The organism is Burkholderia metallica (assembly GCF_001718555.1).
Taxonomy (GTDB): domain Bacteria; phylum Pseudomonadota; class Gammaproteobacteria; order Burkholderiales; family Burkholderiaceae; genus Burkholderia; species Burkholderia metallica.
This window is the reverse complement of sequence record NZ_CP013401.1, coordinates 672620-698608: the sequence shown is the minus strand read 5'-3', so window position 1 is coordinate 698608 and position 25989 is coordinate 672620. Positions and strand designations below refer to the sequence as shown.

General features: G+C 68.4%; 26 protein-coding genes. 17 read left to right on the top strand and 9 right to left on the bottom strand.

The features are described from left to right. Window positions 1-7 precede the first annotated feature (7 nt). The 4 genes from WJ16_RS03195 to WJ16_RS03180 form a co-directional block, all read right to left on the bottom strand. Entirely contained in the window at window positions 8-1285 is a 1278-nt protein-coding gene (locus WJ16_RS03195; RefSeq protein WP_069255810.1) for an MFS transporter, read from the bottom strand. Window positions 1286-1471: 186 nt separating this feature from the next. Then, window positions 1472-2053, bottom strand: a complete 582-nt coding sequence (locus WJ16_RS03190) for a YceI family protein (protein ID WP_069255809.1) — start codon at window positions 2051-2053, stop codon at window positions 1472-1474. A gap of 64 nt (window positions 2054-2117) precedes the next feature. After that, window positions 2118-2678 carry a YceI family protein gene (locus tag WJ16_RS03185; protein ID WP_069257936.1) on the bottom strand — a complete coding sequence of 187 codons (561 nt, stop codon included), beginning with the start codon at window positions 2676-2678 and terminating at the stop codon, window positions 2118-2120. 8 nt (window positions 2679-2686) lie between these two features. After that, a complete protein-coding gene (locus WJ16_RS03180) occupies window positions 2687-3247 on the bottom strand; it encodes a cytochrome b (RefSeq protein ID WP_069255808.1) in 561 nt (186 codons plus the stop codon). A 257-nt stretch (window positions 3248-3504) separates the two neighbouring features. Between WJ16_RS03180 and WJ16_RS03175 the strand changes: the two genes are divergently transcribed. The 6 genes from WJ16_RS03175 to WJ16_RS03150 all read left to right on the top strand — a co-directional run bounded on the left by WJ16_RS03175 (window position 3505) and on the right by WJ16_RS03150 (window position 11146). After that, the gene (locus WJ16_RS03175) at window positions 3505-4170 is read left to right on the top strand and encodes a paraquat-inducible protein A (RefSeq protein ID WP_069255807.1); all 666 of its coding nucleotides are present in this window, start codon (window positions 3505-3507) and stop codon (window positions 4168-4170) included. Next, window positions 4167-4796 carry a paraquat-inducible protein A gene (locus tag WJ16_RS03170; RefSeq protein WP_069255806.1) on the top strand — a complete coding sequence of 210 codons (630 nt, stop codon included), beginning with the start codon at window positions 4167-4169 and terminating at the stop codon, window positions 4794-4796. The genes WJ16_RS03175 and WJ16_RS03170 overlap by 4 nt, the downstream gene beginning before the upstream one ends. Then, window positions 4789-6408, top strand: a complete 1620-nt coding sequence (locus WJ16_RS03165) for a PqiB family protein (RefSeq protein ID WP_069255805.1) — start codon at window positions 4789-4791, stop codon at window positions 6406-6408. Before WJ16_RS03170 ends, WJ16_RS03165 begins: the two co-directional genes overlap by 8 nt. Next, window positions 6405-7130: a PqiC family protein gene (locus WJ16_RS03160; RefSeq protein ID WP_069255804.1), complete on the top strand. Its 726-nt coding sequence runs from the start codon at window positions 6405-6407 to the stop codon at window positions 7128-7130. Before WJ16_RS03165 ends, WJ16_RS03160 begins: the two co-directional genes overlap by 4 nt. A 412-nt stretch (window positions 7131-7542) precedes the next feature. After that, window positions 7543-9666, top strand: a complete 2124-nt coding sequence (locus WJ16_RS03155) for a site-specific recombinase (RefSeq protein WP_069255803.1) — start codon at window positions 7543-7545, stop codon at window positions 9664-9666. Between the two features lie 166 nt (window positions 9667-9832). Beyond that, window positions 9833-11146 (top strand): THUMP domain-containing class I SAM-dependent RNA methyltransferase, encoded by a 1314-nt coding sequence (locus tag WJ16_RS03150; protein ID WP_069255802.1) that lies wholly within the window; start codon window positions 9833-9835, stop codon window positions 11144-11146. A 96-nt stretch (window positions 11147-11242) separates the two neighbouring features. Here WJ16_RS03150 and WJ16_RS03145 read toward each other — a convergent pair whose 3' ends face one another. Further along, window positions 11243-11707 (bottom strand): SRPBCC family protein, encoded by a 465-nt coding sequence (locus WJ16_RS03145; protein ID WP_069255801.1) that lies wholly within the window; start codon window positions 11705-11707, stop codon window positions 11243-11245. Beyond that, a complete protein-coding gene (locus tag WJ16_RS03140) occupies window positions 11700-12032 on the bottom strand; it encodes an ArsR/SmtB family transcription factor (protein ID WP_069255800.1) in 333 nt (110 codons plus the stop codon). The genes WJ16_RS03145 and WJ16_RS03140 overlap by 8 nt, the downstream gene beginning before the upstream one ends. 169 nt (window positions 12033-12201) lie before the next feature. Between WJ16_RS03140 and WJ16_RS03135 the strand changes: the two genes are divergently transcribed. Together WJ16_RS03135 and WJ16_RS03130 are read left to right on the top strand one after the other, a co-directional pair. Beyond that, window positions 12202-12606 carry a VOC family protein gene (locus WJ16_RS03135; protein ID WP_047851604.1) on the top strand — a complete coding sequence of 135 codons (405 nt, stop codon included), beginning with the start codon at window positions 12202-12204 and terminating at the stop codon, window positions 12604-12606. 73 nt (window positions 12607-12679) lie between these two features. Then, window positions 12680-13366 (top strand): helix-turn-helix transcriptional regulator, encoded by a 687-nt coding sequence (locus tag WJ16_RS03130; protein ID WP_069255799.1) that lies wholly within the window; start codon window positions 12680-12682, stop codon window positions 13364-13366. A 79-nt stretch (window positions 13367-13445) separates the two neighbouring features. Here the strand turns inward: WJ16_RS03130 and WJ16_RS03125 are convergent, their stop codons facing one another. Then, window positions 13446-14369, bottom strand: a complete 924-nt coding sequence (locus tag WJ16_RS03125; protein ID WP_069255798.1) for a carbon-nitrogen hydrolase family protein — start codon at window positions 14367-14369, stop codon at window positions 13446-13448. A gap of 80 nt (window positions 14370-14449) precedes the next feature. Between WJ16_RS03125 and WJ16_RS03120 the strand changes: the two genes are divergently transcribed. The 3 genes from WJ16_RS03120 (at window position 14450) to mnmA (ending at window position 17256) form a co-directional block, all read left to right on the top strand. Continuing rightward, window positions 14450-15370, top strand: a complete 921-nt coding sequence (locus WJ16_RS03120; RefSeq protein ID WP_069255797.1) for a LysR family transcriptional regulator — start codon at window positions 14450-14452, stop codon at window positions 15368-15370. A gap of 234 nt (window positions 15371-15604) precedes the next feature. Next, on the top strand, window positions 15605-16114 hold the full coding sequence (locus tag WJ16_RS03115) for an NUDIX hydrolase (protein WP_069255796.1): 510 nt from the start codon (window positions 15605-15607) through the stop codon (window positions 16112-16114). Continuing rightward, a complete protein-coding gene (gene mnmA, locus WJ16_RS03110) occupies window positions 16111-17256 on the top strand; it encodes a tRNA 2-thiouridine(34) synthase MnmA (protein ID WP_069255795.1) in 1146 nt (381 codons plus the stop codon). Before WJ16_RS03115 ends, mnmA begins: the two co-directional genes overlap by 4 nt. A gap of 37 nt (window positions 17257-17293) precedes the next feature. Here the strand turns inward: mnmA and WJ16_RS34610 are convergent, their stop codons facing one another. Then, a complete protein-coding gene (locus WJ16_RS34610; RefSeq protein WP_208606988.1) occupies window positions 17294-17470 on the bottom strand; it encodes a hypothetical protein in 177 nt (58 codons plus the stop codon). 339 nt (window positions 17471-17809) lie between these two features. Between WJ16_RS34610 and WJ16_RS03105 the strand changes: the two genes are divergently transcribed. Continuing rightward, window positions 17810-19429 carry an FMN-binding glutamate synthase family protein gene (locus tag WJ16_RS03105; protein ID WP_069255794.1) on the top strand — a complete coding sequence of 540 codons (1620 nt, stop codon included), beginning with the start codon at window positions 17810-17812 and terminating at the stop codon, window positions 19427-19429. A 116-nt stretch (window positions 19430-19545) separates the two neighbouring features. On the opposite strand, the gene WJ16_RS03100 is transcribed toward WJ16_RS03105, so the two are convergent. Next, entirely contained in the window at window positions 19546-20160 is a 615-nt protein-coding gene (locus tag WJ16_RS03100; protein WP_069255793.1) for a glutathione S-transferase family protein, read from the bottom strand. A 183-nt stretch (window positions 20161-20343) separates the two neighbouring features. On the opposite strand from WJ16_RS03100, the gene WJ16_RS03095 reads away from it, so the two are divergent. From WJ16_RS03095 to purH, 5 genes are all read left to right on the top strand, one after another. Further along, window positions 20344-21729, top strand: a complete 1386-nt coding sequence (locus WJ16_RS03095; RefSeq protein ID WP_069255792.1) for an aminopeptidase P N-terminal domain-containing protein — start codon at window positions 20344-20346, stop codon at window positions 21727-21729. A gap of 40 nt (window positions 21730-21769) precedes the next feature. Further along, on the top strand, window positions 21770-22957 hold the full coding sequence (locus tag WJ16_RS03090; protein WP_069255791.1) for a UbiH/UbiF/VisC/COQ6 family ubiquinone biosynthesis hydroxylase: 1188 nt from the start codon (window positions 21770-21772) through the stop codon (window positions 22955-22957). A gap of 124 nt (window positions 22958-23081) precedes the next feature. After that, the gene (gene dusB, locus WJ16_RS03085; protein ID WP_006497523.1) at window positions 23082-24149 is read left to right on the top strand and encodes a tRNA dihydrouridine synthase DusB; all 1068 of its coding nucleotides are present in this window, start codon (window positions 23082-23084) and stop codon (window positions 24147-24149) included. Next, entirely contained in the window at window positions 24146-24379 is a 234-nt protein-coding gene (locus WJ16_RS03080) for a Fis family transcriptional regulator (RefSeq protein ID WP_006476892.1), read from the top strand. Before dusB ends, WJ16_RS03080 begins: the two co-directional genes overlap by 4 nt. 44 nt (window positions 24380-24423) lie before the next feature. Then, window positions 24424-25989: a bifunctional phosphoribosylaminoimidazolecarboxamide formyltransferase/IMP cyclohydrolase gene (gene purH, locus WJ16_RS03075; protein ID WP_069255790.1), complete on the top strand. Its 1566-nt coding sequence runs from the start codon at window positions 24424-24426 to the stop codon at window positions 25987-25989.

Here is a 25989-nt window from a genome sequence, read left to right as displayed (position 1 = left end):
CGTCCTGTTACCGGAACCCGAACCGCCTGCGCAGCACGACCAGCGCCGCGAGGCTCAGCACGGCCGCGAACATCAGGTAGAAGCTCGGCGCGGTCTTCATCCCGGTCGCCTTGATCAGCCACGCGATGATGAACGGCCCGAAGCCGCCGAAGATCGTCACCGCGACGTTGTACGCGAGCGACATCCCGGTCGTGCGCGTCTGCACCGGAAACACTTCGGACAACAGACCCGGCAGCGCCGCGAAGTAGCCCGTCATCAGGAACGCGAGCAGCACCTGCAGCGCGATCAGCGTGCCGAAGCCCGGATGCGCGACCAGGTACGCGAACGCCGGATAGATCAGCACGAGGATGCCGACGGCCGGCGCGATCATCACGCGCACGCGGCCGTATGTGTCCGACCAGTGGCCGACGAGCGGCGCGAACGCCATCTGAATCACGCCGACCACGAGGATCGCCGCGAACGCGGCCGACGGCGCGAGGCCGAGCTGCTTCACGCCGTAGGTCGGCATGAACAGCACGAGATAGGTGGCGACGGTGCCGAGCACGACCACGCCCATCGCGGCGACGAGGCGCGCCTTGTGCGACGCGAACGTGTCGCGCAGCGGGTTCGCGGTGCCTTCGGCGGCGAGGAACTCGGGCGTCTCGTCGACCTTCGTGCGGATGTAGTACGCGACGGGCCCGAGCAGCAGCCCGAAGAAGAACGGCACGCGCCAGCCCCACGACGCCATCTGCGCGGCCGACAGCTGCGCGTTCAGCACGGTGCCGAAGCCGGCGGCGAGCAGCGTCGTGAGCCCCTGGCTCGCCACCTGCCAGCTCGCGAAGAAGCCGCGTCGCCCCGGCACGTGTTCGGCGAGAAATGCGGTCGCGCTGCCGAATTCGCCGCCGGCCGAGAAGCCCTGCATCAGCCGCGCGGCCACGAGAATCACCGGCGCGGCGACGCCGATCGTCTCGTAGGTCGGCAGCACCGCGATGATCAGCGTGCCGGCCATCATCAGCAGGATCGACAGCGTGAGCGCGGCCTTGCGGCCCGCGCGGTCGGCATACGCGCCGAGCACGATCGCGCCGAGCGGGCGCATGAAGAACGACACGCCGAACGTGCCGAGCGTGAGCAGCAGCGACACGGTGTCGTTGCCGGCCGGGAAGAACAGCTTCGAGATCGTCACCGCGAAGAAGCCGTAGACGACGAGATCGAACCACTCGAGCGCGTTGCCGATCGACGCGGCGACCACCGCGCGCCACACGCGCGGCGACGAGGCCATGGAACGGGACGGCGTGACGGCATGCATCGGCGATCTCCTTGTCGTTGTACGTTCTGTTCGAGGCGGCCGCTCGCGCGCCGTCGGCCTGCCCCCGGCGCCGCGTGCGACGCTCGGGCGATTATAGGCGCGCAAAAAAAACCGCCGCGCCCCCTGACGGGAACGCGGCGGCGTGCTTGCGGCGGGCCGGCGCGAAGTCAGGCCCGGCCGGCGGGCTTACTGCTGCTTGACGGCTTCGGCCGTGATCAGCAGCTTCGTCTTCATCTTGAAGCCGTACTGCTTGCCGTAGTCGAGGCCGAAATCGTCGCGGCTGAATTCACCGACCGCGTCGACGCCGCACACCTCACGCTTGAGCATCGGGTGCGGCATGCACTTGAACGAATCGATCTTCAGCGTGAGCGGCTTCGTGACGCCATGCAGCGTCAGGTTGCCGACCACCGACACCGGCTTGTCGCCGTCGAACTTGATCATGCCCTTGTAGTTGGCCTGCGGGAATTTCGCGACGTCGAAGAATTCGTTCGTCTGCAGGTGCTCGTCGAGCTTCGCACTGCCGGTGTGGATCGACGCGATGTCGGTCGTCACGTCGACCGTGCCGGTCTTCGCCGCGCGGTCGAGCGTCACGGTGCCGCTCGACTTGTCGAACTTGCCGCGCCAGACCGACAGGCCGCCGAAGTGGTCAGCCTCGAAGCTCGGGTACGTGTGGCTTGGGTCGAACTGGTAGGTCGCGCTTTCGGCGAACGCCGAGAACGACAGCGAAGCGGCCAGCGCGCCGGCGGCGATCAACAGATGCTTTTTCAAATCATTCTCCTTGGAACAGCGCCGCGCCATCGCGCGGCATTCGGGTGAGGCAACAGGCCGCCGCTTACTTCGTGGCGACGAGATGGAACTTGATCTGCACTTCGTCCGCGACGACCGACGTGTCCTTCCACTCGCCGGTGCCGACGTTGAACGTCGAACGCTTGATCGGCAGCACGCCGTCGAAGGTCTGCGTCGCGCCGCTCTGCGTGACCGTGACGGGCACCGTGACGGTCTCGGCCTTGCCCTTGATCGTCAGCTTGCCGGTCACGTTGTACTTGTTGCCGCCCGCCGGCGCGATCGCCGACGACACGAACGTCGCCTGCGGATACGCCTTCGCGTCGAACCAGTCCTTGCCGGCGACCTGGTCGTTGTACATCTTGTCGCCGAGATCGTAGCTGGCGACGTCGATCGTCATCTGGGCGCTGCCCTGCGCGGCTTTCGCCGGATCGAACTTCACCTGCGCGGCGAACTTCTTGAACACGCCTTCGGTCGGCACGTTCATCTGCTTCGACACGGCGGACACCTTGCTCTTCGCGAGATCGACATCGGCGAGCGCCGCGCCCGACGCGACAAGTGACACCGCGGCGAACGCGGTCAGCACGGAGCGGGAGAAAGACACTTTCATGGGATCCTTCATTTGGCAAAGGGAAGCATTCGCGACAACAGGCCGTCGCGGTCCAACAACTGGTGCTTGAGCGCCGCGACCACGTGCAGCGACACGAGCGCAAGCAGAATGTAATTCAATGACACGTGAAGCGTCTTGAAGGTTTCCTTCAGCACCGGATCGGGGTCGATCAGCCGCGGCAGCGGCACGATGCCGAGGTAGACGACCGGGATGTTCGACGCCGAGCTGTACAGGTAGCCCGTCACCGGAATCACGATCATCAGCAGGTACAGCAGGATGTGCACGCCGTGCGACGCCGCCCGCTGCCACGCGGGCGTGCCGCCCGGCAGCGGCGGCGGCACGTGGGTCGCACGCCACAGCACGCGGATGACGGCCAGCGCGAACGCCGTCACGCCGATCCACTTGTGCCACGAGAAATACTTCAGCTTGGTCGGCGTGAAGCCGGGGATGTCGGTCATCACCCAGCCCAGCGCGAACGCGCAGACGATCAGCAGCGCGATCAGCCAGTGCAGCGCGATCGCGGTCTGCGTGTAGCGGACCGGCGGGGCCGGCAGCGATTTCGATGCCATCTTGGATTCCTCAGTTCAGCGAACGGCTGCGCCGGCCATGCGTCCGACGCTTGTCAAGGGCGCCATGCTACCGCAACCTTTTGACCCGCGCGGACTCTGAAGACAGGCGCGTCAGCCGGCCGACGGTTTCCTGTCATGTTACCGACCAGTCACTGTTCAGCCGTGCGTTGACACGCCGAAAAATGCCTTTTGGTAAGATTGGCGCGGGTTCCGGCCCCGTCGACGCCTGCCCCAGCCGTCGCACCACCGCCTTTTCCATGCAACGAAACGACCTGATTGCCTGTCACGAGTGCGACGCACTGTTGCACAAACCACGCCTGAGCGGGCGTGAAATCGCGCGCTGTCCGCGCTGCGACGCGCTGCTCTATCGCAACAGCGCCGCGCAGATCGAGCGGATCTGCGCGCTCGCGCTCGCGGCGCTGATCACGTTCACGATCGCGCAGGGCTTTCCGATCCTCGAAATGGACGTGAACGGCAACCGCGTGCAGACCACGCTGATCGGCGCGATCGATTCGCTGTGGCACCAGGGCATGGAAATCGTCGGCGTGATGGTGTTCTGCTCGACCGTGCTGTTCCCGCTCATCGAAATGGCCGCGCTGCTGTACCTGCTGCTGCCGATACGGCGCGGCGTCGTGCCGCCCGGTTTCAACCTGGTGCTGCGCGCGATCGAGCTGGTGCGGCCGTGGGGGATGATCGAGGTGTTCATGCTCGGCATCCTCGTGACGATCGTGAAGATGGTCAGCCTCGCGCGCGTGGTGCCGGAAGCCGCGCTGTTCGCGTTCGCCGCGCTCACGCTGATGATCGCGGTCGTGCTGATGTTCGATCCGCGCACGCTGTGGGACATCGCCGACGACCTGCGCGCCGGGCGCGCGCCCGGGCAGCCCGACGATGCCGCCCCGCTGCCGGAAACCGCCCGCCGATGACGATCCCGACCGCCGCCCGCGAAGGCTACGTCAGCTGCCACGCATGCGGGCTCGTGCAGACGCTCGACCATCCGCACGCACACTGCGCGCGCTGCGGCGGCGCGCTGCATTTCCGCACGCCGAACAGCCTGATGCGCACGTGGGCGCTGCTGCTCGCGGCCGCGATCCTCTACATTCCGGCGAACCTGCTGCCGATCATGCGCACCGCGTCGATCGTCGGCTCGCAGGAAGACACGATCATGAGCGGCGTCATCTATTTCTGGGTATCCGGCGACTGGCCGCTCGCCGTCGTCGTGTTCGTCGCGAGCATCCTCGTGCCGATGCTCAAGCTCGGCGTGCTGCTGATCCTCGTGATCAGCGCGCAGCGCCGCACCGCGTGGCGGCCGCTGCAGCGCACGCGGCTGTTCCGGATCGTCGAGCGCATCGGCCGCTGGTCGATGCTCGACATCTTCGTCGTGACGCTGACCGTCGCGCTCGTCCATTTCCGTTCGCTCGCCGTCATCACGGCCGGCCCCGGCGCGCTCGCGTTCGGATCCGTCGTGATCCTGACGATGCTCGCGTCGATGCAGTTCGATCCCCGCCTGATCTGGGATCCAGTCGAAACCTCAGGGAATCACCATGAATAGTCCACAAGGCCCGCAGCACGACGCGCCCCGGCCGCCCGATCCGACGATCTCGACGAAAAGCGGCTGGCTGCCGTCGCTCGTCTGGCTCGTGCCGCTGATCGCCGCGCTGATCGGCATCGGCCTCGTGATCAAGTCCGTGCGCGAGCGCGGTCCGGAAATCACGATCAGCTTCCACAGCGCCGAAGGGCTCGAGCCCGGCAAGACCCAGGTCAAGTACAAGGACGTCGAGATCGGCATGGTCAAGACGATCAAGCTGTCGAAAGACCTGTCGCGCGTGCTCGTCCAGGTGCAGCTCAAGAAGGAAGCCGAGGATTTCGCCGTGCAGGGCTCGCGCTTCTGGATCGTGCGGCCGCGCGTCGGCGCGACCGGCGTGTCGGGGCTCGGCACGCTGCTGTCCGGCGCGTACATCGGCGTCGATGCCGGGCACGGGCAGGACACGCTGACCGACTTCACCGGCCTCGAGACGCCGCCCGCCGTCACGGGCGACCAGAAAGGCACGCAGTACGTGCTGCGCGGCGATTCGCTCGGCTCGGTCGACATCGGCTCGCCCGTCTACTACCGGCGCGTGCAGGTCGGCCAGGTGGTCGGCTTCTCGCTCGACAAGGACGGCACGGGCGTGACGTTCAACGTATTCGTCAATGCACCGTACGACCAGTACGTCGGCGTGAATTCGCGCTGGTGGCAGGCGAGCGGCGTCGACCTGCGGCTCGATTCGAGCGGCCTGAAGCTGAACACGCAGTCGCTCGCGACGGTGATCCTCGGCGGCATCGCGTTCCAGACGCCGCCGAACCAGGGCAGCGGCGCGACGGCGCCGAACAACACCACGTTCCGCCTCGCCGCCGACGAGGGCGACGCGATGCGCGACCCGGACGGCCAGCCGCTGCATGTCGTGATGAACTTCAACCAGTCGCTGCGCGGGCTCGCCGTCGGCGCGCCGGTCGACTTCCGCGGGATCGTGCTCGGCGAAGTGACGAACATCGGCATCGACTACGATCCGAAGACGAAGAACTTCACGATGCCGGTGACGATGAACGTGTATCCGGAGCGCCTCGGCCGCCGCTTCCGCGAGACGATCGAGAGCAAGGGCGAACCGGCCCGCCGCGAGATCGTCGAGCGGCTCGTCCAGCACGGGCTGCGCGGCCAGCTGCGCACCGGCAACCTGCTGACGAGCCAGCTGTACGTTGCGCTCGACTTCTTCCCGAAGGCGCCCCCCGTGAAGATCGACACCGCACGCCAGCCGCTCGAGCTGCCGACGGTGCCGAACACGCTCGACGAGCTGCAGCTGCAGGTCGCCGACATCGCGAAGAAGCTCGACAAGGTGCCGTTCGACCAGATCGGCGCGAACCTGAACAGCGCGCTCGCGAATGCCGACAAGCTGTTCAAGCAGCTCGACACGCAGGTCGCGCCGGAAGCGCGCGACACGCTGTCGGCCGCGAAGCAGACCTTCTCGACCGCCGAAGCGACGCTGCAGCAGGATTCGCCGCTGCAGTCCGACGTGCGCGGCGCACTGAAGGAGCTCACCCGCACGCTGCAGTCGCTGAACGCGCTCGCCGACTACCTCGAGCGCCACCCCGAATCGCTGCTCAAGGGCAAGCCAGGAGATAAACAATGACGACACGCGTGAACGGTTTCGCGAGCGGCGCGGCGGCGGCTGTCGCCGCTATTGCGCTCGCCGCATGCAGCTCGCCGCCCGCGCGGTTCTACACGCTCAGCCCTGCCGACGCCGCAGCGCCCGTGCGCACCGCGCCGGCCAATCCGGCGTTCCTGATCGAAGTGCCGGCCGTCGGCGTGCCCGAGCAGGTCGCGAAGAACCAGCTGGTCGTGCAGAAGAACGCCGCGCAGGTCGACGTGCTCGAGCAGGAACGCTGGGCGTCGCCGCCCGCCGACGAGATCCGCCGCGCGCTGTCTGACGATCTCGCCGCGCAGCTCGGCACGATCGACGTCGCGAATTCCGCGTACCCGCCCGGCGTGCCCGTGTATCGGATCAGCGTCAACGTGCAGCGCTTCGAGTCGTGGCCAGGCAAGCGTGCGGCGGTCGACGCGGTGTGGAGCGTGCGCTCGCTCGCCACGCAGGCCGTGATGACCTGCCGCACGAGCGTCGCGGAACCGGTCGCCGACGGCTACGACGCGCTCGTCGCCGGCCACCGGCGCGCACTCGACGTGATTGCCGCGCAAGCCGCGGCCGGCGTGCGCGCGATGGCCGCGCGCCGCAGCGCACCGGCTGCGACGGCGCCGGCGGCCGGCGGCAAGATGGCCGCCGCGCCGGTCGTGCCGTGCCCGGCCAACCCGACATCCGGCGGCGACGCCGGCGCGACGGGCAAGTCCGGCGCGTAGGCGTGCGGCGCGCGGGCGAACGCTCGACGACGCGTTCGCCCGCGCGGCCTCGTCCCGCGCAACGCGCCCACTCGCGCTCGCCGGTAGCCGTCGGCGAGGCCGTGCCGCAGCCGGCCTCGCATCGCGGCCATCGGCCGGATGGCCATTTGCATTGTTTGTCAAAGTGGGCCGGAACCGGCGCCATGCAAAGTAGTCTGCTTGCGTTTTCGGGCCCGATTGACGATCCTACGCACTTTCAGGCTCGCGCCGCCCGTCGTGCGCGCCAGCCAGCGGCGCCGGGCCGCGTTCGGCCCGACCGCCGTGCCTCCCGGCGTCCGGCTACCGGCCCCGTCTCACCCGTTCCCCCGGCGCCGCGCCGTCTCCCCGGCCGGCATCCCGAACCCGCCCGCCGAGGGCTTTCGCTATTCCGTATATGTTTCGTTCCCTGACGACCCTGATCAAGAAGTGGCGCGCGTCGCGCAGTGCCGGTCACCAGCTCGATGCGCTGCTCGCGCACGCCGACGCCGATGCGTCGTACGCCGAGCGCAGCGAATGGCTGATCGAGCTCGCGCACTGGCTGCGCCGCACCGGCACGATGCAGGCCGTGCAGGACGCGCCGGCCGAACGCGACGCCGAGGCACGCGCGTATCCGGCCCATGCGCGGCTGCGCTACCTGTTCCACGTGCTCGATCGCAATCCCGCGTGGAAAACGCACGCCGCGCGCATCCTGCGCGGCATCCTGCGCGAATGCGACGGCATCTCGCTGTTGTGCGACGCCGGCATGCCCGTGCACTCCGGCTTCTTCGGCGCGCTGTTCGAGCGGATCGACTCGTCGCTGATCCCGCCCGCGCCGAACCGCCGCGAGCTGTCGGCGCTCTTCACGCTGATGTTCCCGACGCCGGAAGACGCGCAATGGATCGACGCGCTGCCGGCCGACCTCCTCACGCGCCTCGCCGAGCTGATCGCGTTCGACGTGACCGACGAAGAGCGCCACGAGCCGGGCTCGTTCTCGCGCGACCTGCTGGCGGCACTGCACAACCTTACCTGCCAGATCAGCTCGACCGGCCTGTCGCAGACGGTGCGCAGCCGGCTTTCCGACGACGATGCGCGCAAGCCGATCGAAACGCAGCCGTTCTACCGCCTTACGCGCGCAATGCTCGCGGTTGAAACCGCGCACGCGGCCGTCGAGGACGGCGGCGACCCGAGCAAGCTGCTGCACGAGGTGAACTACCTGCGCGTGCTGCTCGACCAATGCCGGATCGCCGTCGACGACGTGTTCACGCACCTGTACCGCAACGGCGTGTCGGTCGACATCGTGTTCCAGGTCGAGCGGATGCGCATGCGCATCCTGCGCGCCGAGATGCTGCTCAACGCATGGATGGCGCGCGACGACCTGCACGGCATGGCGCACCTGACGGCCGAGCTCATCGACGCGAACCACAACAGCCAGAGCGTGTCGCACCTCGTGCGCAGCAACTTCTCGCTGTTCGCGCGCAAGCTCGTCGAAACCAACGCGGACACCGGCGAGCATTACATCTCGCGCGGCCGCGCCGAGTACCTGAAGATGCTGCGGATGGCTGCGGGCGGCGGCCTCGTCACCGTCGTGACCGTGTGCGTGAAGTTCTCGATCACGGGCGCGCACCTGCAGTCGATGCTCGAAGGACTGCTCGCGGGCATCAACTACGCGGCCAGCTTCATGCTGATGCACTTCCTGCACTTCACGCTCGCGACCAAGCAGCCCGCGATGACCGCGCCGACGCTCGCGCGCGAGCTCGACGACACCGGCCATGACGAAGGCGTGAAGGCGTTCGTGTCGTCGGTGATCGCACTGATCCGCACGCAGGCCGCCGCGATTTCCGGCAACGTGCTCGTCGTGCTGCCCGTATGCCTGCTGGTGCAGCTGTTCGCGAGCAACGTGCTGCACGCGAACGTGATCTCGCCGCAGAAAGCCCATGCGACGCTGCACTCGTTCTCGCTGCTCGGCCCGACGCCGCTCTACGCGGCGCTGACCGGCGTGCTGCTGTGGGCGTCGAGCCTGCTCGCGGGCTGGGCCGACAACTGGTTCGTGCTGCACCGTGTCGGCGATGCGCTCACGTACAACCGCCGGTTGCGCCTCACGCTCGGTGCGGCCGGCGCCGCGAAGCTCGCGCACTTCTGCCGGTCGAACGTTGCCGGCGTGGTCGCGAACGTCGGCCTCGGCCTGATGCTCGGCCTCGTACCGGCGATCGTCACCGTGTTCCTGTTCCCGTTCGAGGTGCGGCACGTGACGCTGTCGGCCGGTTCGATCGGGATCGCGCTCGGCGTGCTGGGAAAGGACGCGCTCGGTACGCCCGAGCTGTGGTGGGCCGCCGGCGGCGTGCTCAGCATGGCGATCCTCAACGTGCTCGTGAGTTTCGCGCTCGCGTTCACGATGGCCGTGCGCTCGCGCAGCCTGCGCCCGACCAAGGTGCGCGCGCTCGTCGCCGCAATCGTGCGCACGGTGCTCGCGAATCCGCTCGCGCTGTTCTGGCCGGGCAGCGGCCAGGCCGCGCGTGCCGGCCAGCCCGGCGCGCACTGAGTCCCGCAGCGGCAGGGCGGTGCCCGCCCGGGCGCCGCCGCGCGGGCGCCCGGCCCGCATGTATGGCGCCCCGGCCCGCGCCGCGGCACCGAAATACGGCGCAACGCCGGCCCCGGCCGCCTGCGCCGCGTACAATGGTGGACTTTTGCACGTCCTCACCCGCCTTATGTCCTCGCCCACCCTGTACGAATTCTTCGCCCCCTGCCCGCGCGGCCTCGAAGCGGCGCTTGCCGCCGAGCTGGCCGAAATCGCCGGCCGCCACCTGAACGGCGCGCCGTTCACCGCGGGCGCGCAGGTGCCGGGCGGCGTCCACTTCAGCGGCGGCTGGGCCGCAGGCATGGCCGCGAACCTCCATTCGCGGATCGCGAGCCGGGTCCTGCTGAAGATCGCGCACCGCGCGTACCGCAACGAGCAGGACGTCTACGCACTCGCGCTCGAGCAGCCGTGGGAGCGCTGGTTCGCGGCCACGCAGACGCTGCGCGTCGACATCACCGCGATCAAGTCGCCGCTGAAGAGCCTCGAATTCGCGACGCTGCGCGTGAAGGACGCGATCTGCGACCGGATGCGCGACAAGACCGGCGCGCGCCCGAGCATCGACACGGGTGCGCCCGACGTCCGCGTGTTCGCGTTCCTGACGGCGGGCGAGTGCACGCTGTACCTCGACACGTCGGGCGAGCCGCTGTTCAAGCGCGGCTGGCGTCTCGACAAGGGCGCGGCGCCGCTGCGCGAGAACCTCGCGGCCGGCATCCTGCGCCTGACGGGCTGGACGCCCGGCACCGCGCTGTACGACCCGATGTGCGGCAGCGGCACGTTCCTCGCGGAAGCCGCGCAGATCGCGCTGGGCGTCGCGCCCGGCGTCGAGCGCCGGTTCGGCTTCGAGAAGCTCAAGCAGTACGACATCACCGCGTGGCAGGGGCTGAAGGTGCCGGCGCTGGACGCGAAGCGCGCGGCGCGCGGCAAACGCGGCGAAGCGCTCGGCGTGTACGGCAGCGACATCTCCGGCGACATGCTCGAGAAGGCGCGCGCGAACCTCGAGCGCGCGGGCGTGCCGTCGGTATGGCTCAAGCAGGTCGACGCGCGCGGGATGACGCCGCCGTGCGACGGCCCCGGCATCCTCCTCGCGAACCCGCCGTACGGCGAGCGAATCGAAGTGCGCGGCCGCAGCGCGCGCGGCGAAGTGCGCGAGACGGGCCGCAACCGCGGCAACGACGATGCGTTCCGCCGCACCCACACCGACGCCCCTGACAGCGAGTTCTTCAACGCGCTCGGCGATGCGCTGAAACAGCGCTTCACGGGCTGGCAGGCGTTCCTGCTGACGTCCGACCGCTCGCTGCCGGGCCAGCTGCGGCTGCGCGAATCGGCGAAGACGCCGCTGTTCAACGGCGCGCTCGAATGCCGGCTGTTCCGCTTCGACCTGATCGCCGGCAGCGTGAAGGCGCGCCCGGCCGCGCCGGAAGGCGACGCGTCATCCGCCTCATGATCGCAATGGGGCCGCTTGCGTGGCCCCTCTGCGGCAACCGGAACGCCGCCGTTACCGCACCCGCGGCTACGGCGGCGTTTCGTTTCAGTGCTTCGTTCAGTGCTTCGAGCACGCCCAGCGCCCCATCGTGAACGGCAGCGCCTGCCCCGTCTCGAGCAGCGTCTTGAGACTCGACAATACGACCGGCCACCCGCCGCGAATCCCGCGATCCATCTCCGAGCCCGGCACCAGTCCGTCGTGCGTGACGGTCAGCTTCACGACGCCCTCGTGCGGCTCGACGACGTAGGTCACGCGCGACTCCTCTCCCTCCCCCGACGGCGTGCGCCACGTGACGACCAGCTTGCGCGGCGGGTCGCGCTCGACCACTTCGCCGACGATGTCGACCCGCGACGGATCGTCGTAGTCCTGATGTTCCCAGCGCGAGCCCGGCCGCCAGTCGGGCGACACGTTGCGATGCCGCACCCAGTAGTCCTTCGTCAGCTCGGCGTTGGTCAGCGCATCGAACACGCGCTCGGGCGTCGACGCGATGAACGTCACGTACACAAAGGCGGGATTACTCATCGTTGCCTCCAGAATCGCCGGCCGCTTCCAGCCCGCGCTTGAGATCCGCCAGCGCCTGCAGGCGCTGACGCTCGAACTTGCCGATCCAGCGTTCCGCGATGTCGTGGATCGGCACCGGATTCAAGTAATGCAGCTTCTCCCTGCCGCGCCAGGTGGTCGCGACGAGATTCGCGGCCTCGAGCAGCGCGAGATGCTTGCTCACGGCCTGCCGGCTCATCGCGAGCCCGTCGCACAGCTCGGACAGCGTCTGGCCGCTTTTCGCATGCAGCAAATCAAGCAACTGGCGGCGCGTGGCATCGGCCAGCGCCTTGAAAACGAGATCCATGCCGCTCCCGGGTCGATGGCCTTATTATGCAACCAAATGGTTGCATGTCAAGGGTGACAACTCTACTGACAATACGGTGTCAGCAGGCCGCGATCACACTGCAATCCCGGCGCAATACAACGCTGGTTTCCGCACGAAACCCGAACAACAACGCAACAAGGAGCACGCCATGACGTCCGCAACTGCCACCGCTACCCTCGAGCGCGCGATCGCGTGGTTCGACATTCCGTCCCTCGATTTCGACCGGGCGATCCGCTTTTACGAAACCGTGCTGCAAACGACGCTGCAGCGCGCGGTGATCGGCGGCGTGCCGATGGCCACGTTCGACCGCGACGCGTCGAGCACGGGCGGCAGCATCGTGTTCGATCCGCAGCAGATGAAGCCGAGCGCGAACGGCGTGCTCGTCTACCTGAACGCCGGCGAATCGGTCGTCGCGGCGCTCGAACGCGCGAAGCGCGCGGGCGGCGTCGTGCAGGGTTCGGTCGTCGAGCTGCCGAACAACTACGGCTACGTCGGCTACCTGATCGACACCGAAGGCAACCGCGTCGGCCTGCACGCGCCGAAATGCCACTGAGCGCACCGGCCGCCCGGCACACGCGGCGCTATCATCGCGACATCCCCACCGCCGTTGGAGTCGAGGTGCCGTCATGACGCGCCGTGCCGACCGCTTGTTCCAGATCGCCGAGCTGTTGCGCGGACGTCGCCTCACGACCGCGCAGCAACTGGCCGACTGGCTGTCGGTGTCGCCGCGCACCGTCTATCGCGACGTGCGCGACCTGCAACTGTCAGGGGTGCCGATCGAAGGCGAAGCCGGCATCGGCTACCGGCTGAACCGCAACGCGAGCCTGCCGCCGCTCACGTTCACCGCCGAGGAGCTGGCGGCGCTCGCCACCGGCGCGCGCATGCTCGAGACCTGGGGTGGCGCGCGCTTCGCGAGCGGCGCGCGCTCGGCGCTCGCGAAGATCGCGTCGGCGATGCCGGCCGACAAGCGCACGGCGCTCGACCGGCTGCCCGTGTTCGCGCCGTCGTTCCACATCGACGAAACGTTTTGCGCGAAGGTCGATGCGATCCACCAGGCCATCGACACACGCCATGTGGTCAGCTTCGGCTACCGCGACCGGCTCGGCGCGCATTCGCAGCGCCGCGTGTGGCCGCTCGGGCTCGTCTACTGGGGCGGCCGCTGGACGATCGGCGCATGGTGCGAGCTGCGCGGCGACTTCCGCACGTTCGACATCGCGCGGATGGGCGACATCACCGTGCACGAGCAGTTTCCGGACATGGAAGGACGGCGGATCGCCGATTACATGCGGATCGCGGAAGCGCCGATGCGCTGATGCGGCACGACGGCGGGCGCGTTGCGCGTCGCCGCCGTTCGCGTTCCGGGCCGCGATGCAGCGCCCGGCCCGCCCTTCCCTACGCGCCGAACACCACCGTCCGCTTCGGCCGCTCGTCGACGTGCAACGAGAACACGTCGGGCCGCGCGTAATGCCCGACCACGTCGAAGTCGTAGCGCGCCCGCACGAGTTCATCGGTATCGATGCACGCGGTCACGAGCCCGGCTTCGCCGATCAGCGGCTCCGTCAGCAGATCCCCGAGCGGCCCGACGATCACGCTGCCGCCGCGAATCAGCGGCCGCTCCGAATCCCAGCCCGGTACGTCGATGCCGAGCGCGCGCGGCGACGGCTGCACCTGGCACGCACTGACGACAAAGCAGCGCCCTTCGTGCGCGATATGCCGCATCGAGCTCTGCCAGACGTCGCGTTCGTCGACGGTCGGCGCGCACCAGATCTGCACGCCCTTCGCGTACATCGCGCAGCGCAGCAGCGGCATGTGGTTCTCCCAGCAGATCGCGGCGCCTGCGCGGCCCGCGGCCGTGTCGACGACGGGCAGCGTCGAGCCGTCGCCCTGCCCCCAGATCAGCCGCTCGGTGCCGGTCGGCATCAGCTTGCGGTGCTTCGCGACGAGCCCGTCGCACGGATCGAAGAACAGCGCCGTGCAGTACAGCGAGCTGCCGCCGCGCTCGATCACGCCGACCACGAGGCTCGCGCCGGTGCGCTGCGACAGCGCGGCCAGCTCGTCGGTTTCGGGCCCCGGCACGTCAATCGCCTGCGCGGCGTAGCGCGCGTATGCGTCGCGGCCTTCCGGCAACCGGTAGCCGAGTCGCGTGCCGAAGATCTCGCCTTTCGGATAGCCGCCGAGCACGGCCTCGGGCAGCACGATGAGCGACGCGCCGCTGTCGCGGATCGCGGTTTCGTAGCCGAGAATCGTGTCGAGCGTGGCGCGCGTGCCGGCGGGCGAGGCGCCGATCTGCAGCGCGGCGATGACTGACGTGGACATGAGGGCGTCTCCGGTGAATGGGGTAACGCAATCTTTATCGATATGATGTCATCGATCAAATCGATAGAACGATATGTGTCATGAATGCGGATGATATCGCCAGTCTCGACCTGAACCTGCTGAAAGTGTTCGAGGCGCTGTACGAGGAAGGCGGCGCGAGCCGCGCAGCGCTGCGGCTCGGCCTCACGCAGTCGGCGGTGAGCGCGGCGCTGGCGCGGCTGCGCATGATCTATGCCGATCCGCTGTTCGTGCGCACCGGGCGCGGGCTTGCGCCGACGCCACGCGCGGACGAACTGAAGCCGATCCTGTCCGACGCGCTCGACCGTTGCCGCGAAAGCCTCGCGATCGCGGCCGACGGTGGCGATCGTATCGGCCGCACGATCTCGATCGGGCTGTCGGACGACTTCGAGATCGCGCTCGGCCGCGCGCTGATCGACGCCGTTGCGCGGGAAGCCGCCGGCATCCGGCTGATCTTCCGGCAGACGCACAGCGGCATCGCCGGCGACGCGCTGCTGCGTCACGGTGTCGACCTCGCGATCGCATCCGGCGGCTTTTCGGCGAACGGGCTGAGCCGGCGCGCGGTCGCGACGGGCGGCTATGCGTGCCTGATCGACCCGGCCGCCCGCCCGAAGCCGCCGCGCACGCTGACGCTCGCCGATTTCCTGCGGCGCGACCACCTGCTCGTGTCGTCGGGCGGCGTGATCGGGATCGTCGACGAGGCGCTGGCCCCGCTCGGCCGCAAGCGGCGCGTCGCGGCGTCGACCACGCATTTCGCCGCATTGCCGTACCTGCTCGCCGGCTCCGGCGCGATCGCGACGATTCCCGCGCACGCGGCACGCACGATCGCGCAATCAACCCCGCTGCGCGCGCTCGCATGCCCGGTCGACCTGCCGCACTACCCGGTGGAAATCGGCTGGCGCACGAGCACGCAGCGCGATCCGGCGATCGTGCGCGTACGTGACACGATTGCCGCATGTGTCGCGAATCTCGTCGCACCATGAGCGAACGCGCGGCGGCAGTGCCGATTGTGGCGCCAACGCGTGTCTCGCACGCGCAATGGCGCTGACGCCGCACCTTCATGCGGGTCGGCGGCGGCGCATCCGGTTCGGTCATGCACGCATGCCACGTCGAGCGGGCCTGCGACGCCGCCATCCGCAGGATTCGAGCTTACGGGGTCGGATTCGTTTGACGCAGCGACCGGCAGCGTTCGGGCGCAACCGGTAAAATGCCGAACCATGAAACCCGAAATCTGGACCCCGCATGTGACGGTCGCGGCGCTCGTCGAGCGCGCGGGCCGCTTTCTCATGATCGAGGAAGAAACCTCGTCGGGCCTGCGCATCAACCAGCCGGCAGGCCATCTCGAAGCCGGCGAAACGCTGGCCGACGCCGTGATCCGAGAGACGCTCGAGGAAACCGCGCACCCGTTCACCCCCGACGCGCTGGTCGGCGTCTATCTCGCGCACTACGACCGCCCCGGCACCGCCGGCGCAACCTACCTGCGTTTCACGTTCTGCGGCACGGCCGGCGAGCCGATCGCGGGCCACGCGCTCGACGACGGCATCGTCCGCACGCTGTGGATGACCGCCGACGAACTGCGCGCATGCAGCGAGCGCCATCGCTCGCCCGCGGTGCTGCGCTGCGTCGACGATTACCTCGCCGGGCGGCGCATTCCACTCGATTTCGTGCATACGCATTCGGTCGCGCCGCGCGCCGAAGCATTCGAACGTCAGGCGGTCAACAAATGAGCAAGCGCCGTGTAGTAGTGGGCATGTCGGGCGGCGTCGATTCGTCGGTGACCGCGTGGCTGCTGAAGGAACAGGGTTACGACGTGGTCGGCCTGTTCATGAAGAACTGGGAAGACGACGACGACGGCGAATACTGCTCGACGCGCCAGGACTGGATCGATGTCGTGTCGGTGGCCGACCTGATCGGCATCGACGTGGAAGCCGTGAACTTCGCGGCCGAATACAAGGACCGCGTGTTCGCCGAATTCCTGCGCGAATACTCGGCCGGCCGTACGCCGAACCCCGACGTGCTGTGCAACGCTGAAATCAAGTTCAAGGCGTTCCTCGATCACGCGATGTCGCTCGACGCGGAAATGATCGCGACCGGCCACTATGCGCGCGTGCGCGAGCGCGACGGGCGTTTCGAACTGCTGAAGGCCTTCGATCATACGAAAGACCAGTCGTACTTCCTGCACCGGCTGAACCAGGCGCAACTGTCGAAGACGATGTTCCCGCTCGGCGAGATCCCGAAGACGAAGGTGCGCGAGATCGCCGCGCAGATCGGGCTGCCGAATGCGAAGAAGAAGGATTCGACGGGCATCTGCTTCATCGGCGAACGGCCGTTCCGCGATTTCCTGAACCGCTATCTGCCGACGAAACCCGGCCCGATGAAGACGCCGGACGGCAAGGTCGTCGGTGAGCACATCGGCCTCGCGTTCTACACGTTCGGCCAGCGCAAGGGCATCGGGCTCGGCGGCAGCAAGAGCGGCAGCGGCGAACCGTGGTTCGTCGCCGCGAAGGACATCGCGTCGAACACGCTGTACGTCGTGCAGGGTCACGATCATCCGTGGCTGCTGGCGCGGCAGCTCGTCGCCGGCAACGTGAGCTGGGTCGCCGGCGAACCGCCGGCCGAGGGCTTCGCGTGCGGCGCGAAGACCCGCTACCGGCAGGCCGACGCCGCGTGCGCATTCGGCGCCGCCACCCGCCCGGCGGGCGAAGCGCGTTTCTCGCTCGCGTTCGACGACCCGCAGTGGGCCGTCACGCCCGGCCAGTCGGCCGTACTGTACGACGGCGAAATCTGCCTCGGCGGCGGGATCATCGAATCCGCGCTGTCCGGCAACACGCAGGCGGACCCGGCGCCCGCCCTCGCGCTCGCCCGCTGACGCGCACGCGGAAGCCGACGACAAGCAGCCGAGCCGCTCACCGCATGTTCCGCACCGACGCGTCGTAGCGCTCGCGTGCCGCGTCCAGATCGGGGAAATGGCGCTCGGCCCAACGGTCGAGCGCCACGAGCGTCTCCACCAGCAACCTCGCCACCGCCGTCAGCCGGTACTCGACGTGCGTGCGCCGCGCGCCGGCAGGACACGCGCGTCGCACGATGTGTCGCCGACTACCGCTTGCGGCTGCGCGACCGGGCCGTAGGCCGCGCGTGCCGTTCAACCGCGATGAAAATTTCGGCGACGATCCCCGGCTGAAACCCGGCGCACAGCCCGTTCATCCGCCCGGCCGAAGCCGGCCGGCAGGCGACGCCCGCTCGGCAACGCGAGCTTCACGACACCCGTAGTAGACTCTCGACCATCGTGGGCGCCGGCGGCGGCGGGTACGGCACGGGCAGCATGCCCGCCGGGCCTGCGCGATGCCTCGGGCGCCGACCTGCCGGCCGCCGCGCGATCCTGGCGACGTGACGGCCATCCAGACAATTACGATGGAGTCCCCATGTTTTCCCGACGCTATATCGCGATGTGGTGCGCGGCCCTGCTGTTCGTGGCCGTCGCGGCGCTCGCCGCCCGGCACACGATCGCGTGGCTGTGGCTCGTGATCCCGGCCGCGCTCGTCGCGCTCGGCCTGTACGATCTGAAGCAGGACCGCCACGCGATCCTGCGCAACTATCCGCTCTGGGGCCACTTCCGCTTCCTGTTCGAATTCATCCGACCTGAAATCCGCCAGTATTTCGTCGAGGACGACACCGACGAAAAGCCGTTCTCGCGTGCGCAGCGCAGCCTCGTCTACCAGCGCGCGAAGAACGTCGCCGACAATCGCCCGTACGGCACCGAACTGAACGTGAAGGCCGTCGCGCACGAATGGATCAGCCATTCGCTCGCGCCGACGAAGCTGCCGAACCACGATTTCCGCATCCGCGTCGGCGCGAATCGCGCGCAACCGTACGACATTTCGATCTTCAACATCTCGGCGATGAGCTTCGGCTCGCTGTCCGCGAACGCGATCCGCTCGCTGAACCTCGGCGCGAAGAAAGGCGGTTTCGCGCACGACACCGGCGAAGGCTCGCTGTCGAAATACCACCGCGAGAACGGCGGCGACATCATCTGGGAAATCGCGTCCGGCTACTTCGGCTGCCGCAACGACGACGGCACGTTCAACCCCGACAAGTTCGCGAAGCAGGCCGCCGATCCGCAGGTCAAGATGATCGAGGTGAAGCTGTCGCAGGGCGCGAAGCCCGGCCACGGCGGCGTGCTGCCCGCCGCGAAGATCACGCCGGAGATCGCCGAGACGCGCGGCGTGCCGATGGGCAAGGACTGCATCTCGCCCGCGACGCACTCGGAATTCTCGACGCCGCGCGGCCTGCTCGAATTCGTCGAACGGCTGCGCACGCTGTCGGGCGGCAAGCCGACGGGCTTCAAGCTGTGCATCGGCCATCCGTGGGAATTCTTCGGGATCGCGAAGGCGATGCTCGAGACGGGCATCGTGCCGGACTTCATCGTCGTCGACGGGGCGGAAGGCGGCACGGGCGCGGCGCCGCTCGAATTCACCGATCACGTCGGCGTGCCGCTGCAGGAAGGGCTGCTGCTCGTGCACAACACGCTCGTCGGGATCGGCGTGCGCGATCGCGTGAAGATCGGCGCGAGCGGCAAGATCATCTCCGCGTTCGACATCGCCCGCACGCTCGCAATCGGCGCGGACTGGGTGAACTCGGCGCGCGGCTTCATGTTCGCGGTCGGCTGCATCCAGGCGCAGCACTGCCACACCGACCGCTGCCCGACCGGCGTCGCGACGCAGGACCCGGTGCGCCAGCGCGCGCTCGTCGTGCCCGACAAGGCCGAGCGCGTGTACAACTTCCACCGCAATACGCTGCACGCGCTGCAGGAACTCGTGCAGGCCGCCGGCCTCGCGCATCCGTCCGAACTGCGCGCGCATCACATCGTGCAGCGGGTCGCGCCGCACGAGGTGCGGCTGATGTCGCAGTTGCTGAAGTACCTGAAACCGGGCGCACTGCTCGACGGCAACACCTGCGGCTTCACGCTGTACGACAAATGGTGGCCGATCGCGCGCAGCGATTCGTTCACGCTCGGCGAAGCCGTGTACGCGTCGATCGAGTGACGCGCTGCCGCCCCGCGCCGGCGGCGGCCTGCGCGGCAAAAAGAAAAGCGCCCCGCGGGGCGCTTTTCTTTCGTCTGGCGAATGCTTGCGTGCGTGAATGCGTGAGCGGCTGCGGCTCAGTTCTGCGGCAGCGTGTCGGCGAACGATTGCCGCTGCTGCAGCTTTACGAAATGCTTGTCTAGGTTCGGGTGACGATCGCGCCAGTTGAGCTCGGGCATCCGGAAGTCGAGATAGCCGAGCGCGCAGCCGAGTGCGATGTCGGCGAGCGAGTAATGATTACCGACGCACCACGTCTTGCCGCCGAGACCCTGCGACATCGCGACGAGCCCGTCGTCGATCTTGCGCTGCTGGCGCGCGATCCAGCTCGCGCTGCGCTGCGCCTCGTCGCGCATCGTGTGTTCGAGACGAATCGCGACCGCCGCTTCGATCACGCCGTCGCCCAGCGCTTCCCAGCAGCGCACCTCGACGCGCTCGCGGCCCGACGGCGGAATCAGCTTGCCGACCGGCGACAGCGTATCGACGTATTCGCAGATCACGCGGGAATCGAACACCGCGGCACCATCTTCCATCACGAGGCACGGGACCTTGCCGAGCGGATTCGCCGCATGAATATCCGTCTCCGGCGCCCACACGTTCTCGAGCTCCAGCTTGTAGTCGATCTTCTTTTCAGCCAGCACGATCCGCGCCTTGCGGACGTACGGGCTGCTGAGCGAACCGATTAATTTCATCATCTGCCTTTTTAAGGGAACCGCCGAGAGTATACGTTGTCGCCGATCATAACCGGCCAGCGCGGCGCGACAGAAAATCGCCCGGCCGGCCTGTGGATGGTTTGCAACAACCGCGGCGCGGGCCTTCCCGGGCGGCTTGCCGCCCCTCCTCTCACGCACGGCGTCCCGCAGCGCTACAATCGCACGATGAATGCGCCCCTCGATACCGCCATCGCCGTCGACGTCTACCGCCAGCGCCGTGAACGCGTGCTTGCCGCACTGCGTGCCGCCGGCGGCGGCGTCGCCATCGTCCCCACCGCGCCCGAAGTGCCGCGCAACCGCGATACGGACTATCCGTACCGGTTCGACAGCTACTTCCACTACCTGACGGGCTTCACCGAGCCGGATGCCGTGCTCGTGCTGAACACGGCCGCGCCGCACGGCGCGCCGGAGTCGATCCTGTTCTGCCGCGGCAAGAATGCCGACCGCGAGATCTGGGAAGGTTTCCATTACGGGCCCGACGCCGCGCGCGACACGTTCGGCTTCGACGCGGCGTTCGCGGTCGACGTGATCGACACCGAAATGCCGCGCCTGCTCGCCGACGCGGGCACCGTGCACTACCGGTTCGGCGCATCGGCCGCCTTCGAGCGCCAGCTCGCCGGCTGGCTCGATGCGGTGCGGGCGCTCGCGCGCACGGGCGTCGCCGCGCCGGACGCGATGCTCGACCTCACGCCGCTGCTCGACGACATGCGGCTCGTGAAGGACGAGCACGAGCTCGCGATCATGATGCGCGCCGCGCACATCTCCGCGCTCGCGCACCGCCGCGCGATGCAGGCGTGCCGCCCCGGCATCCGCGAATACGAACTCGAGGCCGAGCTCCTGTACGTATTCCGCAAGCACGGCGCGCAGTCGCCCGCATACGGCTCGATCGTCGCGGCCGGCGCGAACGCGTGCGTGCTGCACTACCCGGCCGGCAACGCGGTCGCGCAAGACGGCGACCTGATCCTGATCGACGCCGCGTGCGAACTCGACGGCTACGCGTCGGACATCACGCGCACGTTCCCGGCGAACGGGCGCTTCTCGCCCGCGCAGCGCACGCTGTACGACATCGTGCTTGCCGCGCAGCAGGCCGCGATCGATGCGACGCGCGCGGGCGTGCCGTTCGAGGCGCCGCACGACGCTGCCGTGCGCGTGCTCGCGCAGGGCCTGCTCGACACCGGCATCATTCCGAAAACACGCTTCTCGAACGTCGACGACGTGATCGCCGAGCGCGCGTACACGCGCTTCTACATGCACCGCACCGGCCACTGGATCGGCATGGACGTGCACGATTGCGGCGACTACCGCGAGCGGCTCGCCGAGCGCGACGGCAACGGCGCGCTGCCGTGGCGCACGCTGAAGGCCGGCATGACGCTGACGATCGAACCCGGCCTGTACGTGCGCGCCGCCGACGACGTGCCGCCCGAATATTGGAACATCGGCATCCGCATCGAGGACGACGCCATCGTGCGCGAGCACGGCTGCGAACTGATCACGCGCGGCGTGCCCGTCGCGGCGGACGAGATCGAAGCGCTGATGCGCGCGGGCGCATGACCGGCTGCCGCCGACCGTTACCTCCGTTTCACCACTCAAGATGACGACCGCTTCTTCCCCGGCCACGCCGGACTACGACCTCGCCATCGTCGGCGCGGGCCCCGTCGGGCTCGCACTCGCCGGCTGGCTCGCGCGCCGCAGCGCCACGCAGCACGCGTCGATCGCGCTGATCGATGCGCGCGAACCGGCCGCGAGCGCGAACGATCCGCGCGCGATCGCCGTGTCGCACGGCAGCCGCGTGCTGCTCGACACGCTCGGATGGCCCGCCGACGCGACGCCGATCGAACATATCCACGTGTCGCAGCGCGGCCATTTCGGCCGCACGCTGATCGAGCGCGACGAGCACGACCTCGCCGCGCTCGGCTACGTCGTGCGCTACGGCTCGCTCGTGCAGGCGCTCGCGGGCGCCGTGCGCGGCACGCGCGTCGACTGGCTCACGTCGACCACCGCGCGCGCGCCGCAGCAGGACGCCGACGGCGTCATGCTGACGCTCGACGGCCCGCAAGGCGAGCGCACGCTGCGCGCACGCATCGTCATCAATGCCGAGGGCGGGCTGTTCCACGAACAGCAGGCCGATACGGCCAAGCATCGCCGCGACTACGGGCAGACCGCGCTCGTCGGCACCGTCACGGTATCCGCGCCGCGCCCGAACGTCGCATGGGAACGCTTCACGCACGAAGGCCCGCTCGCGCTGCTGCCGCTCGGCGGTCCGCGTCAGGCCGAGTACGCGCTCGTCTGGTGCTGCACGCCCGACGAAGCGGCGCGCCGCGCCGCGCTGCCCGACGACGCATTCCTGCGCGAGCTCGGCGGCGCATTCGGCGAACGCATGGGCGAGTTCGTCGCGATCGCGGGCCGCGCGTCGTTCCCGCTCGGGCTGAACGCCGCGCAGACGCTCGTCAACGGCCGCGTCGCCATCGTCGGCAATGCCGCGCAAACCCTGCACCCCGTCGCGGGCCAGGGGCTCAACCTCGGGCTGCGCGACGCGCATACGCTCGTCGATACGCTATCCGCGCAAGGCTTCGAGCCGATCGCGCTCGCCGCCTTCAACGCGCGCCGCGCGCTCGACCGGCGCTTCACGATCGGCGCAACCGATACGCTGGCGCGCCTGTTCACGATCGATTCGGGCCCGCTCCCCCTGCTGCGCGGCGCCGCGCTCACCGCGCTCGAGTTCGTGCCGCCGCTCAAGCGGATGATCGCGCGCCATATGATGTTCGGCCAGCGCAACTGACGTGCGGCGCGCCCGGCCGCGTCACTCAAACCGGGTCAAATCGGCGGGGCATGGGAATACGGTAAAATGCGCGTTTCCGTCTGCCCTTTTCCTGCCCGCGCCCGCCGCGGGCGGCGCCATTGCGATGCCCGTTATCGGCCCTCACGTATTGCGTAACAACCTGTTCGTCGCCCCGATGGCCGGCGTGACGGATCGTCCGTTCCGCCAGCTCTGCAAGCGGCTGGGCGCCGGTTACGCGGTGTCCGAGATGGTCGCGTCCAACGCGCAGCTGTGGAAAAGCGCGAAGACGATGCGCCGCGCGAACCACGAAGGCGAAGTCGAGCCGATCGCGGTGCAGATCGCCGGCGCCGATCCGGCGATGATGGCCGAAGCGGCCCGCTACAACGTCGACAACGGCGCGCAGATCATCGACATCAACATGGGCTGCCCGGCGAAGAAGGTCTGCAACGTCGCGGCCGGCTCCGCGCTGCTGCAGAACGAGCCGCTCGTGCAGCGAATCGTCGAGGCCGTGGTCGCGGCGGTCGGCACGGGGCCCGATGCGGTGCCCGTCACGCTGAAGATCCGCACCGGCTGGGATCGCGAGCACAAGAACGCGATCACGGTGGCACGCCTGGCCGAAGCCGCCGGCATCTCGATGCTCACCGTGCACGGCCGCACGCGCGCCGACCTGTACCGCGGCGACGCCGAGTACGACACCATCGCGGCCGTGAAGGCGGCCGTGCGGATTCCGGTCGTCGCGAACGGCGACATCACGTCGCCCGCGAAGGCGAAGGCCGTGCTCGATGCCACCGGCGCCGATGCACTGATGATCGGTCGCGCCGCGCAAGGCCGGCCGTGGCTGTTCCGCGAAATCGATCATTTCCTGCAAACCGGCGAGCTGCTGCCCCCGCCGCGGATCGACGAGATCCAGCACGTGATGAACGAACACCTGGAAGACCACTACGCGTTCTATGGTGAATTCACGGGCGTCCGTACTGCGCGCAAGCACATCGGCTGGTACACTCGCGGCCTTTCCGGTGCCAACGGGTTCCGGCACAGGATGAACACGCTCGATTCCACCCGCGAGCAGCTCGCCGCCGTCAATGCATTCTTCGAGGCGCAAAAGGCGCTGTCGGACCACCTCGTCTACGTCGATGACGAAGAGGAAAACGGCCAGGGCGAGTCGGACGACCATAACCAGTTAGCAGCATGAGCAAGCACAACATCGAACAATGTGTCCGCGAGAGCCTGGACGTGTATTTCCGGGATCTAGACGGCTCCAATCCGCACGACGTCTATGAAATGGTGATGTCCTGCGTCGAAAAGCCGATGCTCGAGGTCGTGCTCGTACAGGCAGGCGGCAACCAGTCGCTCGCCGCCGAGTACCTCGGCATCAATCGCAATACGCTGCGCAAAAAGCTGCAGCAGCACGGCCTGCTGTAAGCGGCCGTCCCGTCCCCGTTTCCCTGGCTACTGGTGGTTCCATCATGATCAAGCAAGCGCTCATTTCCGTTTCCGACAAGACCGGCATCGTCGACTTCGCGAAGTCGCTGTCCGACCTCGGCGTCAAGCTGCTGTCGACGGGCGGCACCGCGAAACTCCTCGCCGACGCGGGCCTGCCCGTTACCGAAGTGGCCGACTACACGGGCTTCCCGGAAATGCTCGATGGGCGCGTGAAGACGCTGCACCCGAAGGTGCACGGCGGCATCCTGGCCCGCCGCGACCTGCCCGAGCACATGCAGGCGCTGGAACAGCACGGCATCCCGACGATCGACCTGCTCGTCGTGAACCTGTACCCGTTCGTCGCGACGATCGCGAAGGACGACTGCACGCTTGCCGACGCGATCGAGAACATCGACATCGGCGGCCCGACGATGCTGCGCTCCGCTGCGAAGAACCACCGCGACGTGACGGTCGTCGTCGACCCGGCCGACTACGCGGTCGTGCTCGATGAAATGAAGGCGAACGGCAATGCGATCGGCTACCCGACCAACTTCCGCCTCGCGACGAAGGTGTTCGCACACACCGCGCAATACGACGGCGCGATCACGAACTACCTGACGAGCCTGACCGACGAGCTGCAGCACGCGTCGCGCAGCACATACCCGGCCACGCTGAACATCGCGTTCGACAAGGTGCAGGACCTGCGCTACGGCGAGAACCCGCACCAGAGCGCCGCGTTCTACCGCGACCTCGCGACGCCGGCCGGCGCACTGGCGAACTACCGCCAGCTGCAGGGCAAGGAACTGTCGTACAACAACATCGCCGATTCCGACGCGGCGTGGGAATGCGTGAAGACGTTCGACGCGCCGGCCTGCGTGATCATCAAGCACGCGAACCCGTGCGGCGTCGCGGTCGGCAACGATTCGGCCGACGCGTACGCGAAGGCATTCCAGACGGACCCGACCTCCGCATTCGGCGGCATCATCGCGTTCAACCGCGAAGTCGACGAAGCGGCCGCCCAGGCGGTGGCCAAGCAGTTCGTCGAAGTGCTGATCGCCCCGTCGTTCTCCGACGCCGCGAAGCAGGTATTCGCCGCGAAGCAGAACGTCCGCCTGCTCGAAATCGCACTCGGCGACGGCCACAATGCATTCGACCTGAAGCGCGTGGGCGGCGGCCTGCTCGTGCAGTCGCTCGATTCGCGCAACGTGCAGCCGAGCGAGCTGCGCGTCGTCACGAAGCGCCAGCCCACGGCGAAGGAAATGGACGACCTGCTGTTCGCATGGCGAGTCGCGAAGTACGTGAAGTCGAACGCGATCGTGTTCTGCGGCAACGGCATGACGCTCGGCGTCGGCGCCGGCCAGATGAGCCGCGTCGATTCCGCGCGCATCGCGAGCATCAAGGCGCAGAACGCGGGCCTCACGCTGGCCGGCTCGGCCGTGGCATCGGATGCGTTCTTCCCGTTCCGCGACGGCCTCGACGTCGTCGTGGCGGCAGGCGCGACCTGCGTGATCCAGCCGGGCGGCTCGATGCGCGACGACGAAGTGATCGCGGCGGCCGACGAGCATGGCATCGCGATGGTCCTGACGGGCGTACGCCACTTCCGTCACTGA

Coding starts and splice junctions, on each gene's coding strand:
- WJ16_RS03195 (WP_069255810.1), bottom strand. CDS start 1,285: ATGCATGCCGTCACGCCGTCCCGTTCCATGGCCTCGTCGCCGCGCGTG.
- WJ16_RS03185 (WP_069257936.1), bottom strand. CDS start 2,678: ATGAAAGTGTCTTTCTCCCGCTCCGTGCTGACCGCGTTCGCCGCGGTG.
- WJ16_RS03180 (WP_069255808.1), bottom strand. CDS start 3,247: ATGGCATCGAAATCGCTGCCGGCCCCGCCGGTCCGCTACACGCAGACC.
- WJ16_RS03175 (WP_069255807.1), top strand. CDS start 3,505: ATGCAACGAAACGACCTGATTGCCTGTCACGAGTGCGACGCACTGTTG.
- WJ16_RS03170 (WP_069255806.1), top strand. CDS start 4,167: ATGACGATCCCGACCGCCGCCCGCGAAGGCTACGTCAGCTGCCACGCA.
- WJ16_RS03165 (WP_069255805.1), top strand. CDS start 4,789: ATGAATAGTCCACAAGGCCCGCAGCACGACGCGCCCCGGCCGCCCGAT.
- WJ16_RS03160 (WP_069255804.1), top strand. CDS start 6,405: ATGACGACACGCGTGAACGGTTTCGCGAGCGGCGCGGCGGCGGCTGTC.
- WJ16_RS03155 (WP_069255803.1), top strand. CDS start 7,543: ATGTTTCGTTCCCTGACGACCCTGATCAAGAAGTGGCGCGCGTCGCGC.
- WJ16_RS03150 (WP_069255802.1), top strand. CDS start 9,833: ATGTCCTCGCCCACCCTGTACGAATTCTTCGCCCCCTGCCCGCGCGGC.
- WJ16_RS03145 (WP_069255801.1), bottom strand. CDS start 11,707: ATGAGTAATCCCGCCTTTGTGTACGTGACGTTCATCGCGTCGACGCCC.
- WJ16_RS03140 (WP_069255800.1), bottom strand. CDS start 12,032: ATGGATCTCGTTTTCAAGGCGCTGGCCGATGCCACGCGCCGCCAGTTG.
- WJ16_RS03135 (WP_047851604.1), top strand. CDS start 12,202: ATGACGTCCGCAACTGCCACCGCTACCCTCGAGCGCGCGATCGCGTGG.
- WJ16_RS03130 (WP_069255799.1), top strand. CDS start 12,680: ATGACGCGCCGTGCCGACCGCTTGTTCCAGATCGCCGAGCTGTTGCGC.
- WJ16_RS03125 (WP_069255798.1), bottom strand. CDS start 14,369: ATGTCCACGTCAGTCATCGCCGCGCTGCAGATCGGCGCCTCGCCCGCC.
- WJ16_RS03120 (WP_069255797.1), top strand. CDS start 14,450: ATGAATGCGGATGATATCGCCAGTCTCGACCTGAACCTGCTGAAAGTG.
- WJ16_RS03115 (WP_069255796.1), top strand. CDS start 15,605: ATGAAACCCGAAATCTGGACCCCGCATGTGACGGTCGCGGCGCTCGTC.
- mnmA (WP_069255795.1), top strand. CDS start 16,111: ATGAGCAAGCGCCGTGTAGTAGTGGGCATGTCGGGCGGCGTCGATTCG.
- WJ16_RS03105 (WP_069255794.1), top strand. CDS start 17,810: ATGTTTTCCCGACGCTATATCGCGATGTGGTGCGCGGCCCTGCTGTTC.
- WJ16_RS03100 (WP_069255793.1), bottom strand. CDS start 20,160: ATGATGAAATTAATCGGTTCGCTCAGCAGCCCGTACGTCCGCAAGGCG.
- WJ16_RS03095 (WP_069255792.1), top strand. CDS start 20,344: ATGAATGCGCCCCTCGATACCGCCATCGCCGTCGACGTCTACCGCCAG.
- WJ16_RS03090 (WP_069255791.1), top strand. CDS start 21,770: ATGACGACCGCTTCTTCCCCGGCCACGCCGGACTACGACCTCGCCATC.
- dusB (WP_006497523.1), top strand. CDS start 23,082: ATGCCCGTTATCGGCCCTCACGTATTGCGTAACAACCTGTTCGTCGCC.
- WJ16_RS03080 (WP_006476892.1), top strand. CDS start 24,146: ATGAGCAAGCACAACATCGAACAATGTGTCCGCGAGAGCCTGGACGTG.
- purH (WP_069255790.1), top strand. CDS start 24,424: ATGATCAAGCAAGCGCTCATTTCCGTTTCCGACAAGACCGGCATCGTC.